Annotated in this window: 13 protein-coding genes; 10 read left to right on the top strand and 3 right to left on the bottom strand. The window is 64.9% G+C overall.

What is annotated here, in order from left to right; translation table 11 throughout:
• Nucleotides 1-480: 480 nt before the first annotated feature.
• Both ACUDP5_RS22215 and ACUDP5_RS22220 read right to left on the bottom strand, forming a co-directional pair.
• Complete coding sequence (locus ACUDP5_RS22215; RefSeq protein ID WP_263911586.1) at nt 481-1188, bottom strand: glutathione S-transferase; 708 nt, start codon at nt 1186-1188, stop codon at nt 481-483.
• 105 nt (nt 1189-1293) lie between these two features.
• The gene (locus tag ACUDP5_RS22220) at nt 1294-2376 is read right to left on the bottom strand and encodes a GlxA family transcriptional regulator (protein ID WP_445657215.1); all 1083 of its coding nucleotides are present in this window, start codon (nt 2374-2376) and stop codon (nt 1294-1296) included.
• Between the two features lie 124 nt (nt 2377-2500).
• Here ACUDP5_RS22220 and ACUDP5_RS22225 point away from each other — a divergent pair, with 124 nt between their 5' ends.
• The 7 genes from ACUDP5_RS22225 (at nt 2501) to ACUDP5_RS22255 (ending at nt 8917) form a co-directional block, all read left to right on the top strand.
• On the top strand, nt 2501-3556 hold the full coding sequence (locus ACUDP5_RS22225; protein WP_445657216.1) for an ABC transporter substrate-binding protein: 1056 nt from the start codon (nt 2501-2503) through the stop codon (nt 3554-3556).
• A 16-nt stretch (nt 3557-3572) separates the two neighbouring features.
• On the top strand, nt 3573-4622 hold the full coding sequence (locus tag ACUDP5_RS22230) for an ABC transporter ATP-binding protein (protein ID WP_263911582.1): 1050 nt from the start codon (nt 3573-3575) through the stop codon (nt 4620-4622).
• Nucleotides 4619-5467: an ABC transporter permease gene (locus tag ACUDP5_RS22235; RefSeq protein WP_445657217.1), complete on the top strand. Its 849-nt coding sequence runs from the start codon at nt 4619-4621 to the stop codon at nt 5465-5467. The genes ACUDP5_RS22230 and ACUDP5_RS22235 overlap by 4 nt, the downstream gene beginning before the upstream one ends.
• Nucleotides 5464-6255, top strand: coding sequence for an ABC transporter permease (locus ACUDP5_RS22240; protein ID WP_263911581.1), 792 nt, complete (start codon nt 5464-5466; stop codon nt 6253-6255). The genes ACUDP5_RS22235 and ACUDP5_RS22240 overlap by 4 nt, the downstream gene beginning before the upstream one ends.
• Before the next feature lie 35 nt (nt 6256-6290).
• Complete coding sequence (locus ACUDP5_RS22245; protein ID WP_445657218.1) at nt 6291-7304, top strand: proline racemase family protein; 1014 nt, start codon at nt 6291-6293, stop codon at nt 7302-7304.
• A gap of 721 nt (nt 7305-8025) precedes the next feature.
• Nucleotides 8026-8493: a type II toxin-antitoxin system RelE/ParE family toxin gene (locus ACUDP5_RS22250; RefSeq protein WP_445657219.1), complete on the top strand. Its 468-nt coding sequence runs from the start codon at nt 8026-8028 to the stop codon at nt 8491-8493.
• Nucleotides 8477-8917, top strand: coding sequence for a CBS domain-containing protein (locus ACUDP5_RS22255; protein WP_263911576.1), 441 nt, complete (start codon nt 8477-8479; stop codon nt 8915-8917). The genes ACUDP5_RS22250 and ACUDP5_RS22255 overlap by 17 nt, the downstream gene beginning before the upstream one ends.
• Before the next feature lie 45 nt (nt 8918-8962).
• On the opposite strand, the gene ACUDP5_RS22260 is transcribed toward ACUDP5_RS22255, so the two are convergent.
• Nucleotides 8963-9727 carry a TSUP family transporter gene (locus ACUDP5_RS22260; protein ID WP_445657220.1) on the bottom strand — a complete coding sequence of 255 codons (765 nt, stop codon included), beginning with the start codon at nt 9725-9727 and terminating at the stop codon, nt 8963-8965.
• A 353-nt stretch (nt 9728-10080) separates the two neighbouring features.
• Here ACUDP5_RS22260 and ACUDP5_RS22265 point away from each other — a divergent pair, with 353 nt between their 5' ends.
• From ACUDP5_RS22265 to acnB, 3 genes are all read left to right on the top strand, one after another.
• The gene (locus ACUDP5_RS22265; RefSeq protein WP_445657221.1) at nt 10081-10962 is read left to right on the top strand and encodes an FxLYD domain-containing protein; all 882 of its coding nucleotides are present in this window, start codon (nt 10081-10083) and stop codon (nt 10960-10962) included.
• Nucleotides 10952-11860: an FxLYD domain-containing protein gene (locus ACUDP5_RS22270; RefSeq protein ID WP_445657222.1), complete on the top strand. Its 909-nt coding sequence runs from the start codon at nt 10952-10954 to the stop codon at nt 11858-11860. The genes ACUDP5_RS22265 and ACUDP5_RS22270 overlap by 11 nt, the downstream gene beginning before the upstream one ends.
• Nucleotides 11861-12159: 299 nt before the next feature.
• On the top strand, nt 12160-14751 hold the full coding sequence (gene acnB, locus ACUDP5_RS22275) for a bifunctional aconitate hydratase 2/2-methylisocitrate dehydratase (RefSeq protein ID WP_263911570.1): 2592 nt from the start codon (nt 12160-12162) through the stop codon (nt 14749-14751).
• Nucleotides 14752-14902 lie beyond the last annotated feature (151 nt).

The following is a 14902-nucleotide window of genomic DNA, read 5'->3' on the forward strand; positions in this document are numbered from 1 at the left end:
GACGTCTCCTGCCATGGGATGGGACGAATGTTCTGAAACGGATAAAGAAACGGCGGCTTATCTGAAGCAGACTGCTTGGCGCGTCCCAACGATCAGGCAGTGCACGCCGCGCCGCATGCACACGCTTGCCTGCATATCCGTCACCATCGCAGCGACGGCAGGTCAGTGAATTACAGAAAAACGGAAGAATGTATCCAGTCGAAAATATTTAATCCCAAAAACCACGCACACTCAATGTTTTAAGAAGGTCGCCGCAGAAAAAAGTTTCACGGCGCTTCTTTATGCCGACCACCACGTAAGCCGCATGGCGACGGCATAACCCAAGGCAGGGAAATTAATAGGGGTTAATACGAATCCGCCTCGTATTTTTCTCGCATGCCTGCGTCATAATGAAAAGGCCGTCGTGATGACGGCCCCATTTATTTAGCGCGCAAATAAAAATTGCACCCGATCAGTCGGCATATCCGCCCGGGCGGTTTTTCATTCCGCGTCCAATTCGCGGTAATGGCGGAATATGCCTTCACCAAAGGGCAAGCGCCGGCCGCTGGCGAAATAGGCTTGCAACGCGGGCAGCTCCGCCACCCGCCGATGCAACGCCATGATGTTGGGAAATTTCGCCGCCTGGGTGCCCATGCGCTTGGGAAATGCGTACAGCAGGCCGTCGACCAAGTGAAACAAGGACAAGTCCACATAGGTCCAGCGCTTGCCGCCTGCCAACCAGGCGTCCGGTCCGCCCAGCACGCCTTCGAAATAGCCCAGGAATTTCGGTATGCGCTCTTCGCGGAAGCTGCGTGCCCGCCGGGCGGCCTCTTCCTTCTGGTCTTCGTAATAATCGCTGGCCGAAATGGGATGATGGGTATCGTGCGCCTCGGCCACCATGTCGGCGATGGTCAGCTGCAACTGGTTCACCCACAGGCGGCCTTCGATGGTGTCCGGCGCCAGGCCGTGTTTCTCGCCCAGGAACAGCAATATATTGGCGGTCTGCGCCAGCGTCATTTTGCCGGCCACCAGATAAGGCGGCGCGAAGGGCGGGTGTTTGCGTTCGGACAGCATGTCTTTGAGCAACGCGTTTTCACCGCCGGGTTCCCGGGCTCGCTCGCGATACGGTATGCCGCCCGCCTCGAGTGCCAGGCGCACGAATTCACCACGTCCGGGAATACCGTCCCAATACCAAAGATCGTAGGTCATGCAGGTCTCCTTCCAAACGGAATGCCAATACCCGCCCATGCTAAGGCAGTGGCCTGCAAGGGCTGATGACCGCACCGGCCCAGGCAGTTTCGGGAGGTAACCAGCCTAGGCCGGGAAGACGCTGGTTTCGCCGTCGACCTGAGCGGACTGGCGTCCATGTATCTGTTGATACTGGCGTGGCGACTGCCCAAAATGGGCGCGAAAATCGCGAGAAAAATGCGCGCCGTCGGCAAAGCCGCAGTCCAGGGCAATCTGCGTGATGCTGCAGGCATTATTCAACAGCAACCAGCTGCCGTATTCCAGCCGCAGCTGCCGTTGAAAGGCCATGGGCGACATGCCGGTGGCCAGGCGAAACGCTCTTTCCAATTGCCGGCGGCCTACGCCGACATAACGCGCGATGGCATCCAGCGGCGGCGGATTATCGATGCGCTGTTCGATGAAATGCGCGGCCTGGCGCACCCGCAGGTCCTGGATACCCGACAGATCGGTGCGGAAATGCGCCTGCGGCACACGGCCGGGTCGCGCGCCCTGCAGCATCATGTGGCGCATCGCCTGCTGGGCCTTGTCACGGCCGCAGTGGCGCGCCACCAGGTACAGCCCCAAGTCGATCGCAGCGGTGGACCCTGCGCAGGAAATCAGGTCGCCTTCGTCGACGAACAGCCGGTCGACCACGGCGCGGGTCTGCGGAAAGCGCTCGCGAAACGCTTCCAGCACGTTCCAGTGCACGCAGACCGTGCGCGGGCCGATCACGTCGGCCTGGGCCAGGGCGAAGGTGCCGGTGCAGATGCCCAGCAGGCGTACCCGCAGCGCTGCCGCCAGCCGCAGCCAGTCGCGCAGCGGCTCGGGCATGCGACCGCTGGAATAGTCATTGCCGCCGCAGACGGCGATGTAGTCGAACTGCGTCGGGTCATCGGGCAGGCCCGCGGCGACGTCGAGGGTCAGGCCGGCGCTGGAACAGCGTGGTTTGCCGTCCCAACTCATCACACGCCAGGCGGTGTGGATCTGCCGGCTGCGCCCGCCGTGGTCGCCCGCCAGGCGCAGCACGTCCACGAAACCGGCAAACGCGGCCAGCGTGAATTGGTCCAGCAACACGAGGCCGACGGTCAGTGCGGGTTTCCCCGGGGGCTGGAGGTCGTCGCCGTCTTCATAGGAGAGCGGCGCGGACGAAGGGGGCGCGGCGACAGTCATGACGCAATTATTCAAGTTTATGTCCCGCGCCTTCAAGCTCGTTTTCCCGAGCATCGCCCAAGATGTGGCTGTGGTACTTGAGTCAATGAGTCGCGGATCGACAAATCTACAAGGGGAATCCGACATGGCAACAAACACCCGCAGCGCGCTGGGCGCCGCTGCGCTGGGCGCGGGGCTGATCCTGGCGTCGCAGGCAGCGCTGGCGCAGCAACAGAAGATCACCGTCGCCTGGTACGGCGGCAATTGGGGCGACGCGTTCCGCACCTGCGTGGCCGATCCCTACACCAAGGCGACCGGCGTGACGGTGGTCCCGGAAGTCGGCACGTCCACCACCACCCTGGCCAAGCTGCAGCAGCAGAAGGCCGCCCCGACCATCGATGTGGCCTGGATGGACGGCGGCATCAGCGAGCTGGCGCAGCAGGCCGGCGTGCTGGACGCGCTGGACCCGGCCGCCCTGCCCAACCTGAAGAACGTGATCGACCAGGGCGTGTATCGCGAGGGTGCCTCCGTGTTCGCCGTCAGCACCGGTTACTACTCGCTGGGCATCACCTACAGCACCAAGGAAGTGAAGCAGCCGCCGACCAGCTGGAAAGACCTGTGGAAGCCCGAGTATGCGGGCGCGGTGGCGGTGCCCTCGCCCGCCAATTCGTCGGGCGTGCCGTTCATTTTCTTCCTGGCCCGGGTCTGGGCCATCGATCCGTCGAACCTGGGTCCGCTGTACGCCAAGCTGGCCTCGCTGGACACGGCCCTGTTCTTTGACAGTTCGGGCGCCGCCACCAACGCCTACCAGAGCGGCGAAGCCGTGATCGGTGCGCACTTCAACGTGGGCGCCTGGGACCTGATCGACAAGGGCCTGCCCATTGGCTTCACGGTGCCCAAGGAAGGCGCCTGGGCCACCGACGCCCGCCTGCACCTGGTCAAGGGCGCGCCCAACAAGGCCGCCGCCCAGAAGTTCATCGACACCGCGCTGACGCCGGACGCGGCCGCCTGCCTGGCCACCCGCCTGTACCTGGGCCCCGCGGTCAAGGACGTGCAGGTGTCCACGGACGTCGCCCGCAAGCTGCCGTGGGGCGCGGAAGGCTCGGTGAAGAACCTGAGCCTGTTCGACTGGAACATCATCAACACCCGCCGCGCCGAGGTCACCGATGCGTGGAACCGGCAGGTTGCCCGCAAGCGCTGAGCAAGGTCCTGTTCCCATGTCCGCTTTGCTCACTATCGAAGGCGTGTCGATGCGCTTTGGCGCCTACCAGGCGCTGGACCATATCGACCTGGCCATCCAGCAGGGAGAGTTCGTGGCGCTGCTGGGCCCCAGCGGCTGCGGCAAGACCACCTTGCTCAAGTCGATCGCCGGGTTCTTGAAGCCCGAGTCCGGCCGCATCCTCATCGACGGCCAGGACATCAGCCGCCTGGCGGCGCACCACCGGCCGCTGAATACGGTGTTCCAGAACTACGCGCTGTTTCCGCACATGACGGTGCTGGAAAACGTGGCCTACGGCCCGCGGCGCCAGGGCGCGTCACGCGCCCTGGCGGCGGCCCGCGCCCGGGACGCGCTGGACATGGTGGGGCTGGCCGACTTCGGCGCCCGCTACCCGCGGGAAATGTCCGGCGGCCAACAGCAGCGCGTGGCGCTGGCGCGCGCCATCGTCAACCAGCCCAAGCTGCTGCTGCTGGACGAGCCCCTGTCGGCGCTGGACCTGAAGCTGCGCAAGCGCATGCAGCTTGAACTCAAGCACCTGCAGGCGCGGCTGGGCATCGCGTTCATCTTCGTCACCCATGACCAGGAAGAAGCGATGACCATGGCCGACCGTGTCGTGGTGATGCACGCGGGCCGCATCGAGCAGGTGGGCGCGGGCACCGAGATCTATCGGCGCCCGGCCACGCAGTTCGTGGCCGAATTCATCGGCGACGCCAATTTCCTGGCCTACACCGCCACCGACGACGGCGCATTGGTGCTGGACGCGCAGGGCCTGCGCGTGCCGCATTTTCCGCAACCGGCGGCAGCGCGCGGCCTGGCGGTATTGCGGCCTGAAGACCTGAAGCTGTGCGAGGCCGCCGAGGCCATGCTGACCGGCAAGGTGACCGACGTGATCAACGTCGGCAGCCACTGCATGATCCACGTCGACATCGGCGCGCAGACGCTGGTGGCGCGGCATGGCGGCATCGCGCCCACGGGGCTGCATGGCGGCGCCCAGGTGACGCTGGCGTTCGCGCCGCAGCACCTGCACCTGATAGGCGGGCAGCCATGATGCGGCGCGCCTGGCTTTCCCCCGGCCTGCTGCTGGCGGCGCCCGTCCTGTTCTTCGCGGCGTTCTTCCTGGCGCCGCTGGCCGTGGTGGCGCTGGCCAGCGCCACGGGCGGGCCCGACGGACTGACGCCCACGGCCGCCCAGTACCTGCGCGTGCTGGCCGATCAATACCACTGGGACGTGATCCTGGTGACGTTCCGGCTGGCCTTGTTCACGACGCTGGCGTGCCTGGTATTGGGCTATCCGCTGGCCTGGTACCTGGTGCGCGTGGTGCGCTGGCAGGCCTGGCGCCGCGCTTGCGTGATCCTGCTGGTGGTGCCGCTGTTCACCAGCAACATCGTGCGCGCCTTTGGCTGGATGGTGCTGCTGGGCCGCAACGGCCTGGTCAACCAGGGCTTGATGGCCACCGGCGCGGTGGACCGGCCGATGCGCTTCATCGGCACCGAACTGGGCATTTTGATCGGCATGGTCTACGTGCTGCTGCCCTTCGTGGTGCTGGCGGTGGGCAATGCGCTGGCACGGGTGGACCCGGCCTGCGAGCAGGCGTCCGCCGACCTGGGCGCCAGCCCCGCCGCGACCTTTTTCCATGTGACCTGGCCACTGACGCTGCCCGGCGTGGTCTCGGGCGCCATCATCGTCTTCACGCTGGCGGTCAGCGCCTACGTGACGCCGGCGCTGCTGTCGGGCGGCCGCGTCACGGTGCTGTCGATGCTGATATTTCAGCAATACAGCACGGTGTTCGACTTTCATTACGGCGGCGCGCTGAGCATGGTGCTGCTGGTCTTCACCCTGATCCTGGTGGCGCTGGCCAACCGCGCCGCCGCCTTGCCGGGAGCTGCACGATGATCGCCCGCCACCTGATCCGCCTGACCGCGCTGGTCGTGCTGGCCTACCTGGCGCTGCCGCTCGTGGTGATCCTGGGCGCGTCGTTCACCGCCACGCCGTACCTGGCATTTCCGCCGCAGGGCTGGACGCTGGAGTGGTACCGCACGCTGCTGGTGGAAGCCGGCTACGTGGCCGCGTTCACCACGAGCACGGTGCTGGCGCTGGCCGCGACCGTGGCGGCGGTGCTGCTGACGGTGCCGGCCGCGCTGGCCCTGGCGCGCTATGACTTCCCGGGCAAGGCCGCGTTGACCTCGGTGCTGATGTCGCCACTGGTGCTGCCGCACATCGTGCTGGGCGCGGCATTGCTGCAGTTCGGCGCGTACTTCGGGTTGACGCGCAGCTTCCTGTCGCTGCTGATCGGCCACGTCGTGATCATCGCGCCCTTCGTGCTGCGATCCACGCTGACGTTGCTGACGCCCGAACAACGGGCGCTGGAAGAAGCCTCCGCCGACCTGGGCGCCAACCCCTGGACGACGTTTTTCCTGGTGGTGCTGCCGCAGATCCGGCCGGGCATCGTGACCGGCTCGATCTTCGCGTTCATCTCGTCGTGGATCAACGTGGAGCTGTCCATCTTCAACACCACCGCGGACCTGAACACGATTCCGGTGAAGCTTTTCAACTATGTGCAATACACGATTGATCCGACCATCGCAGCCGTATCGGGCGCCACGATCGTGGCTGCGGTCGTCGCCATCGTGATCCTGGATTTGACCGTCGGGCTGGACATGCTGTCCGAACGCGGCAAATAACTTTTCTCTTCTATCTACCGCCTGGAGCTTCTGTCATGCGCAAGCAAGACGCGTTCGATGTCATCTATACCCACACGGAAGGCGAGCCCCTGTGCATCGTGCACAGCGGCATTCCGTACCCCGCCGGCTCGACCATCCTGGAAAAGCGCGCGTTCCTGGAACAGCATTACGACTGGCTGCGCAAGGCGCTGATGCGCGAACCGCGCGGCCACAAGGACATGTTCGGCGTGTTCCTGACGCCGCCGTCCAGCCCCGAATACGACGCCGGCCTGATCTACATCGACGGCACCGAGTATTCGCATATGTGCGGCCACGGCACCATCGCCGTCAGCATGGCCATGGTGGCCAACGGCCTGGTGCCGCGCGGCAAGGACGGCATCACCCGCATCCGCTTCGAGACCACCGCGGGGCTGGTGGTGTCGGAAGTGGCGTCCGAAGGCGACAACGTGCTGTGGACGCGCTTCGAGAACGTGCCGGCCTACGTGGCGGCGCAGGACATCCCGGTGGAACTGCCGGGCTACGGCAAGCTGTCGGCCGACATCGTGTGGGGCGGCAATTACTTCGGCATCGTCGACCTGTCGAACTGCGACCTGCGCATTTCGCCTGATAATGGCACGGAACTGTCGCGCATGGGCCTCTTGGTGCGCGACCAGCTCAATGCACGCCACCACATCCAGCATCCGACCGAGGCGCACATCAACAACCTGAACTTCATTACGTTCTGGCACCAGCCGACGATCGAGGGCGCGTTCTACAAGAACGTGCACGTGTTCAGCGCCGGGCAACTGGACCGTTCGCCCGGCGGCACCGGCACCAGCGCGATGATGGCGATGTTCGAGGCGCGCGGCAAGATGGGCCTGAACCAGCCGATCAGGTCGGAAGGCCTGCTGGGCAGCGGCACCTTCGAAGGCTGCCTGCTGGGCGAGGTGAACCTGAACGGCACCCGCGCGGTGCGCCCCACGGTCAAGGGCACCGCCAGCATCCTGGGTACGGCACGCTGGGTCATCGACAAGAATGACCCGGTGGGCGCGGGGTTCCTGATTCGTTGAGGTGATGTGGGGCGGCGGCCTGCGCTTGCGTGCCGCCGCCGAGCTGGCATGACCTTATGGCGCAAGTGTGAAACGGTATCTGACCTTCAGCCTGCGCCAGTTCATACAGGGCCATCAAACCCGCTTCACGATATTCAGGATGGCTTAACTCTGTTAGCGCCGCTTTCCTGTATTCGTCTGCGAACGTGGTGTATGCACGTAATTCCGCCATCGTTTCGCACGCGTGACATATGCTAGCGGCCAATGGCGGGCAAGAGATCAAGTCCATGGCCCGGGGACTCCTTGGAACGAAAGTGATGTCCCATAATCGGCGATGTTGACAGTATTCGCTATTGTGGATGGCCGCAGACTCCGAAAATAGATCCCTTGTTTTCGGCACACGACATCATCGGAATAAAGATCGGACGTATTGACGGGGTCGAAACGCTTGTAGCGGCATAGAGCAACACGTAGCCTGTCCTTGTCCAAAACGACAAGGAGCCTTCCATGCTGCGCTGCCCAATCCCCCCCTATTCCACTGCGTTGACGGCCAACCGCAAATCCGTGCCACTCCCGCCCCGATATGTTCACAGGGAAAAACATCTCACTGAACAAGATTGGATCAGACAAATCGAGGCGATCAGTGCGGCTTGCCAGGCAGATCCCTCTAGACTGCTGACCATCAACGACGTTCGGGCCGCGCTCGCCGCCGAGCGCGCATCATCTCGCCCATCGCGCTGACATGACACACGTCGTGTTTGCCCCCGATGCCTTGCGCGACATCATTGAAATGCAGCGGTACTTCAGCGCTGCGGGATCAGCCCGTGCGGCGGATCGATACATCGATGATGTTGTACGGGCCTGTCTGGACTTGGTGGGTTTTCCCAACAGGGGTGCGCAGCGCGATACCGTCACTCCCGATGTGCGATTTCTGCACCACCAACGACGCTGCACGATTGCCTATAAAGTGGGCGACCATGCATCTGTGACCATCATTGGCATTTTCTACGGCGGACGTGACCACAGCCATCTGCTCCGGGAGCCCCTGCCCCAATACCGGCTCGCCATTTATCGGACGCTTGCAGCAATCCCTGCCCCGGGCTTAGGATGGAGCCACGGCCACACCGCTCGCCGCGCGCAGGCGCACGGCAGGGGCCGGCGTTTGAACCTTGCCAGCGATTCGGGAGCACATCGTGAAGAAAGTTGCTGAGATTCTCAGGGAAAAGGCCAACCCCGCCGTCGTGACGGTCTCGCCGGATTCCTCGGTGTACGACGCCATCAAGACCATGGCCGAGCGCGGCATCGGCGCCGTGGTGGTGGTGGATGGCACCGAGGTGCTGGGCATGCTGACCGAACGTGACTACGCCCGCAAGATCGTGCTGCAGGACCGCTCGTCGCGCACGACCAAAGTGCGCGACATCATGACCGATTCGGTCTTCTACGTGCGTCCCGAAGACACCCGCGAACACTGCATGGCACTGATGACCGAACGGCATTTCCGCCATCTGCCGGTCATCGATGAGCAAAAGCTGGTCGGCCTGGTGTCCATCGGCGATCTGGTCAAGGATGTCATGAGCGAACAGAAGTTCATCATCACCGAACTCGAACGCTATATTTCCGGCCAGCCGCACTGACCTTGCCACGCGGCGGCCGACCGCCATGCCGCAACGCCCTGGCGGCTATCCGCCCGCCAGGGTTCGGGTCGCGGGCACCACCAAGCCCAGCCCGGCCGCCACCAGCAGCACGAAGACCATCCGCTTGATGGTCTTCATGGACCCGGCGGTGCCATAGCGGCGCGCCGCCCAGGTCACGCCAATCACCACAGGCAGGGCCTGCAGGCTGAGCCAGACCGAATTTGCCTTGAACGCGCCCTGCCCGGTCACCAGCGCCAGGCGCACCACCGCATTCAAGGAAAACAGCACCAGCAGGCTGTTGCGGATGGACGCCAGCGGCAGGGGCTGGCGGTACAGGTGATACACCATGGGCGGGCCGGCGCTGGAAAACAGGCCGCCCAAGACGCCCGACACGCCGCCGAAGAACAGGAACGAGGCGCGCGATGACACGCGCGCCAGCGGCTGGGTGCGCGCCACCAGCAGCACGGCACAGGCCATGATGGTGACGCCCAGCAGCAATTGCAGCAGCACCGCCATGGACCCGCTGATCCACGCCAGCGCGGCCACCCCCGCCCCCACGCCGACCAGGCTGCTGGCCAGGGCCGGCGCCATCAGCCGCCAGTTGACCTGCGGCTTGGCGCGGGCCAGCGTGACGACCGCGTTGACCAGCGACAGCACGCTGACCACGTTGGCCACGTCGGACACGGACGCCAGCTGGAACACGCCGGACAGGCCCAGCAGCACCAGGCCGAAGGCGAAACCCGTCATGGTCTGGGCATAGGTAGCCAGCGCCACGCAGGCGAGGAACAAGACGTGTTGGAAGATGCTCATGCTTCGGGCGGAGCCTGACCTGCCTCGGCTCGGCCCGACCGCGGCAGAAGGCGGCCCAGGGCGGAACGACTGGGAACGGCGTATTCAATAAGGCGATTGGACGCGGGCGATGATAGCACCGGGGGGCAAGGGCCTGGCTCCCTTGCCGGCCCCCTGGCTGCGGCCGCCGCCAGGGCTGCGACCGGAAAGCCGGCGTCCGGGGCCCATCCACACATCTTGTCATAACTGGATGCGTTCATGCACCCAGCCCCCCGTCTCCCCCCGCTATCCTTCCCGCCCTGTAAGCCACGCTCTGCCGGGTCTTGCCGCGCCATCCCGGCGCCGCGCCGAGCCCGGCGCGTTTTCCGCCCAGCATGACGCCCAAACAGACCACGATCAATACGGTGACACTGACCTGCTCCACTTGCGGCAGCGCGCAGTTCATCAAGCTGGACACCAACGAGTACCAGTGCAGCCACTGCCAGGCCGTGACCCTGGTCGAGGACAATGTCGCCCAGCGGCTGGAGAAGATCCTGCGCGGCATGCAACAACCCGCGCCGGCGGCCAAGCTGCAACCGGCCGCCATCGTGGCGATGGTGCTGGTGGTGCTGGCGGCGATCCTGGTGCCGCTGACGTTGAATCTTGGCTCGTCAACCCGGGCCCCCTACCGTCCGTCGCCGGTCATCCCCCCGCTGGACGCCTCGCTGGTCAAGCTGACCGACGTACAGGAAAGGCGTGTGCGCAACCGCAACCAGTTGGTCATGGTGATGCGCAACGAGACGGGGGAAAAGATCGACAGCCCTCGCGTCACCGCCACCTTCTACCAGGGCGATTTGACGCTGTCGTCGGCGACGGGGTCGCCACTGGCACGCACGCTGCAGCCCGGCGAATACACGCCGGTGGTGATCTCGCTGCCCGACACGTCCTACACCCGCTACACCCTGGAGCCCAGCGTGCCGTCCCGCGCCCGCAGCACCGCGCTGGAGATTGCCGCCGACAAGGTGCAACTGGTGCGCAACGCCGGCGACTATCGCCTGGTCGGCCTGTTGCGCAACCAGGGCACGACCGCATCCAACAGCACGCAGGTGACGGTGATGCTGTATGGCGAAGACGGCAAGCTGATCGGCACCGGCACCGGGTATGGCTCGGCCAACTCGCTCGCCCCCGGCGCGGTGACCACGTTCGACGTGAACTGCGACATGCTGTCCGAGGGCAAGGTCGGGTCCTACGATTACATGGTGCAAAGTGAAAGCTAGCCGTTCCGAACCCAAGCGCCTGTCCCTGCCCGCCAAGGCCGGACTGGTGCTGGTCATCCTGGCCGCCAGCGGTTACGCGCTGGCCAAGTACAACGGCCTGCTGCCCTGGGAACAGGCCAAGGCCACGACCACGACGCAGGCCGCAATGGCCACCGAGACGCCGGCTGCCAAGCCCGCGCCTCCCGCCAGCCGCGTCGTGCGGGTCAGCCCCGCCGATACGCGCGTCATCGACCACGTGCGCCTGACCACGGCTGAGCTGCTGGACCCGGGCTTCGCGCTGTTCGACCCGGCGGCGCTGACGCTGTCGCCGCCACGCCGCCTGCTGGACGAGATCGAGCGTCCGCTGCTGCTGGCCGAAGTCGTCAACCGCAGCGATGGCTACATTGCCCTGTCGCCCGGCTTGACGCTGTCGGTGTTCGACGGCTCGCGCCCGCTGAAGCTGCGCCAGGAATGGCCGCTGCCGTCCATGCTGTATCCCGGCGAGCGCATTCCCGTGCGGCTGCAAGGCGAGGCTTTCGAGCGCTACAGCGAGATCAAGACCGCTTGGCAGCCCGCCAAGCGCGCCGCGCTGCCCGGCACGCGTCCCAAGCTGGACATCACCGTCGACAACACCGAGGCGGCCGTCGGTACCGGCACGCTGAATTTCACCTACCGCTTCCGCTACAAGTATGTGGTGGTGCACGGTCGGGTGCGCAACGACGACAAGGCCGAAGTCGAGAGCGTCAAGGTGTGGGTCAGCCTGTACGACGCGCAGGACAAGCTGTCGGGCGCCCAGTATTCGGAACTGAAACTGCCCAAGCTCCAGCCCGGCGAAAGCGCGCCGTTCAAGGTGGACGTCAAGCAATACGGCGGCAACTTCGCCCGGGTGGCCGTGGTCTACGACGCCAAGGCGAACTAGGCGCGGACCGGGCGCGCCCCGCATCCGCGCTCGCCGATACCGGTACATCAGGGGGCAGCCAGCCCCCTTTTTCCGTCCCCATTTATTCCCTTCAGGGCGCTGTCTCCACCGGACAACTCCCTGCAAGACGCCCCGGCCAACCCCGTCTGGCATGCGTCATCCGCAGACGCCGTGGCCTTCCCGCAACGGCTATCGACTCAAGTCTTATATAAGATATAAGACATTTGCTTGCGCCCCCTCTTCCTTCTACAATTCCTGCCGACAACCCTTCTTCCAACCCGACTTTAAGCAGGCCTCACATGCTGGATACTTACCGCCAACACGTTGCCGAACGCGCGGCTCTGGGGATTCCCCCGCTGCCCCTGACGGCCAAACAAACCGCTGAACTGATCGAACTGCTGAAGAATCCGCCTGCCGGCGAAGAGCAGAACCTGGTCGAGCTGCTGACCCACCGTGTGCCGGCTGGCGTGGACGACGCCGCCAAGGTCAAGGCGTCGTACCTGGCCGCCGTGGCCCTGGGCTCGGAAGCTTGTGCCCTGATCAGCCGCGCCAAGGCGACCGAACTGCTCGGCACGATGCTGGGCGGCTACAACATTGGCCCGCTGGTCCAACTGCTTGACGATGCGGAAATCGGCACCATCGCCGCCGATGCGCTGAAAAAGACGCTGTTGATGTTCGACGCCTTCCACGACGTGAAGGAAAAGGCCGACAAGGGCAACGCCAACGCCAAGTCCGTGATGCAGAGCTGGGCCGATGCCGAGTGGTTCACCAGCCGCCCGGAACTGCCCGAAAGCCTGACCATCACGGTCTTCAAGGTGCCTGGCGAAACCAACACCGACGACCTGTCGCCCGCTCCCGACGCCACGACCCGCCCCGACATTCCGATGCACGCCCTGGCGATGCTGAAGAACAAGCGCGACGGCGCGGCCTTCCAGCCGGAAGAAGACGGCAAGCGCGGCCCGGTCAAGTTCATCGAATCGCTGAAGGAAAAGGGCCATCTGGTCGCCTACGTGGGCGACGTGGTCGGTACCGGTTCCTCGCGCAAGTCGGCCACCAACTCGGTGCTGTGGTTCACGGGCGAAGACATCCCCTTCGTGCCGAACAAGCGCTTTGGCGGCGTCTGCCTGGGCAACAAGATCGCCCCGATCTTCTACAACACGATGGAAGATGCCGGCGCCCTGCCGATCGAGCTGGACGTGTCCAAGATGGAAATGGGCGACGTGGTTGAACTGCGTCCCTACGAAGGCCGCGCCCTCAAGAACGGCGAAGTCATCGCCGAATTCGAAGTGAAGTCCGACGTGCTGTTCGACGAAGTGCGCGCCGGCGGCCGCATTCCGCTGATCATCGGCCGTGGCCTGACGGGCAAGGCGCGCGAAGCGCTGGGCCTGCCGCCGTCGACGCTGTTCCGCCTGCCCAAGGACCCGGTCGACACCGGCAAGGGTTTCACGCTGGCCCAGAAGATGGTCGGCCGCGCCTGCGGCCTGCCGGAAGGCCGCGGCATTCGCCCGGGCACCTACTGCGAACCGAAGATGACCTCGGTCGGCAGCCAGGACACCACCGGCCCGATGACCCGCGACGAGCTGAAGGACCTGGCCTGCCTGGGCTTCTCGGCCGACCTGGTGATGCAGTCGTTCTGCCACACCGCCGCCTACCCCAAGCCCGTGGACGTGAAGACGCACCACACGCTGCCGGAATTCATCAGCACCCGTGGCGGCGTGTCGCTGCGCCCGGGTGATGGCGTGATCCACTCGTGGCTGAACCGCATGCTGTTGCCCGACACCGTCGGCACCGGCGGCGACTCGCACACCCGCTTCCCCATCGGCATCTCGTTCCCGGCCGGTTCGGGCCTGGTCGCCTTTGCCGCCGCCACCGGCGTGATGCCGCTGGACATGCCGGAATCGGTGCTGGTCCGCTTCAAGGGCAAGCTGCAGCCTGGCGTGACCCTGCGCGACCTGGTCAATGCCATTCCGCTGTACGCCATCAAGCAAGGCCTGCTGACGGTGGCCAAGCAAGGCAAGAAGAACATCTTCTCCGGCCGCATCCTGGAAATCGAAGGCCTGCCCGACCTGAAGGTCGAACAAGCCTTTGAACTGTCGGACGCCTCGGCCGAACGTTCGGCCGCCGGCTGCTCGGTGCGCCTGAACAAGGAACCGATCATCGAGTACATCAACAGCAACATCGTGATGCTGAAGTGGATGATCGCCAACGGCTACGAAGACGAACGCACGCTGGGCCGCCGCATCAAGGCAATGGAAGCCTGGCTGGCCGACCCCAAGCTGCTGGAGCCGGACGCCGACGCCGAATACGCCGCCGTCATCGAGATCGACCTGGCCGACGTGCACGAGCCCATCGTGGCCTGCCCGAACGACCCGGACGACGTCAAGACGCTGTCGGAAGTGGCCGGCGCCAAGATCGACGAAGTGTTCATCGGCAGCTGCATGACCAACATCGGCCACTTCCGCGCGGCGTCCAAGCTGCTGGAAGGCAAGCGCGACATCCCCGTCAAGCTGTGGGTGGCCCCGCCCACCAAGATGGATGCCACGCAATTGACCGAAGAAGGCCATTACGGCGTGTTCGGCACGGCGGGCGCACGTACCGAAATGCCGGGCTGCTCGCTGTGCATGGGCAACCAGGCCCAGGTGCGTGAAGGCGCGACGGTCATGTCGACCAGCACCCGCAACTTCCCGAACCGCCTGGGCAAGAACACCAACGTGTACCTGGGTTCGGCCGAGCTGGCCGCCATCTGCTCGAAGCTGGGCCGGATTCCGACCAAGGACGAGTACATGGCCGACATGGGCGTCATCAACAAGAGCGGCGACCAGATCTATCAGTACCTGAACTTCGACAAGATCGCTGACTACAAGGACGTGGCCGACGTGATCGAGGTGTAAGCCTCAACCGCCAGCCAGGCCTGCCTGCAGACGGCCCCGGAGCGATCCGGGGCCGTTTTTATTTGGCACTGCGCAAGGCAAGCAAGGGGCATCGCCCGGCCAGGCAGGAAATTAGTCGGGGACGGAACTTATTTGGCGATACGTTTTCATA

It is taken from the genome of Achromobacter sp. NCFB-sbj8-Ac1-l (genome assembly GCF_052695805.1).

Coding starts and splice junctions, on each gene's coding strand:
- acnB (WP_263911570.1), top strand. CDS start 12,160: ATGCTGGATACTTACCGCCAACACGTTGCCGAACGCGCGGCTCTGGGG.
- ACUDP5_RS22250 (WP_445657219.1), top strand. CDS start 8,026: ATGACACACGTCGTGTTTGCCCCCGATGCCTTGCGCGACATCATTGAA.
- ACUDP5_RS22215 (WP_263911586.1), bottom strand. CDS start 1,188: ATGACCTACGATCTTTGGTATTGGGACGGTATTCCCGGACGTGGTGAA.
- ACUDP5_RS22265 (WP_445657221.1), top strand. CDS start 10,081: ATGACGCCCAAACAGACCACGATCAATACGGTGACACTGACCTGCTCC.
- ACUDP5_RS22235 (WP_445657217.1), top strand. CDS start 4,619: ATGATGCGGCGCGCCTGGCTTTCCCCCGGCCTGCTGCTGGCGGCGCCC.
- ACUDP5_RS22240 (WP_263911581.1), top strand. CDS start 5,464: ATGATCGCCCGCCACCTGATCCGCCTGACCGCGCTGGTCGTGCTGGCC.
- ACUDP5_RS22220 (WP_445657215.1), bottom strand. CDS start 2,376: ATGACTGTCGCCGCGCCCCCTTCGTCCGCGCCGCTCTCCTATGAAGAC.
- ACUDP5_RS22245 (WP_445657218.1), top strand. CDS start 6,291: ATGCGCAAGCAAGACGCGTTCGATGTCATCTATACCCACACGGAAGGC.
- ACUDP5_RS22225 (WP_445657216.1), top strand. CDS start 2,501: ATGGCAACAAACACCCGCAGCGCGCTGGGCGCCGCTGCGCTGGGCGCG.
- ACUDP5_RS22260 (WP_445657220.1), bottom strand. CDS start 9,727: ATGAGCATCTTCCAACACGTCTTGTTCCTCGCCTGCGTGGCGCTGGCT.
- ACUDP5_RS22230 (WP_263911582.1), top strand. CDS start 3,573: ATGTCCGCTTTGCTCACTATCGAAGGCGTGTCGATGCGCTTTGGCGCC.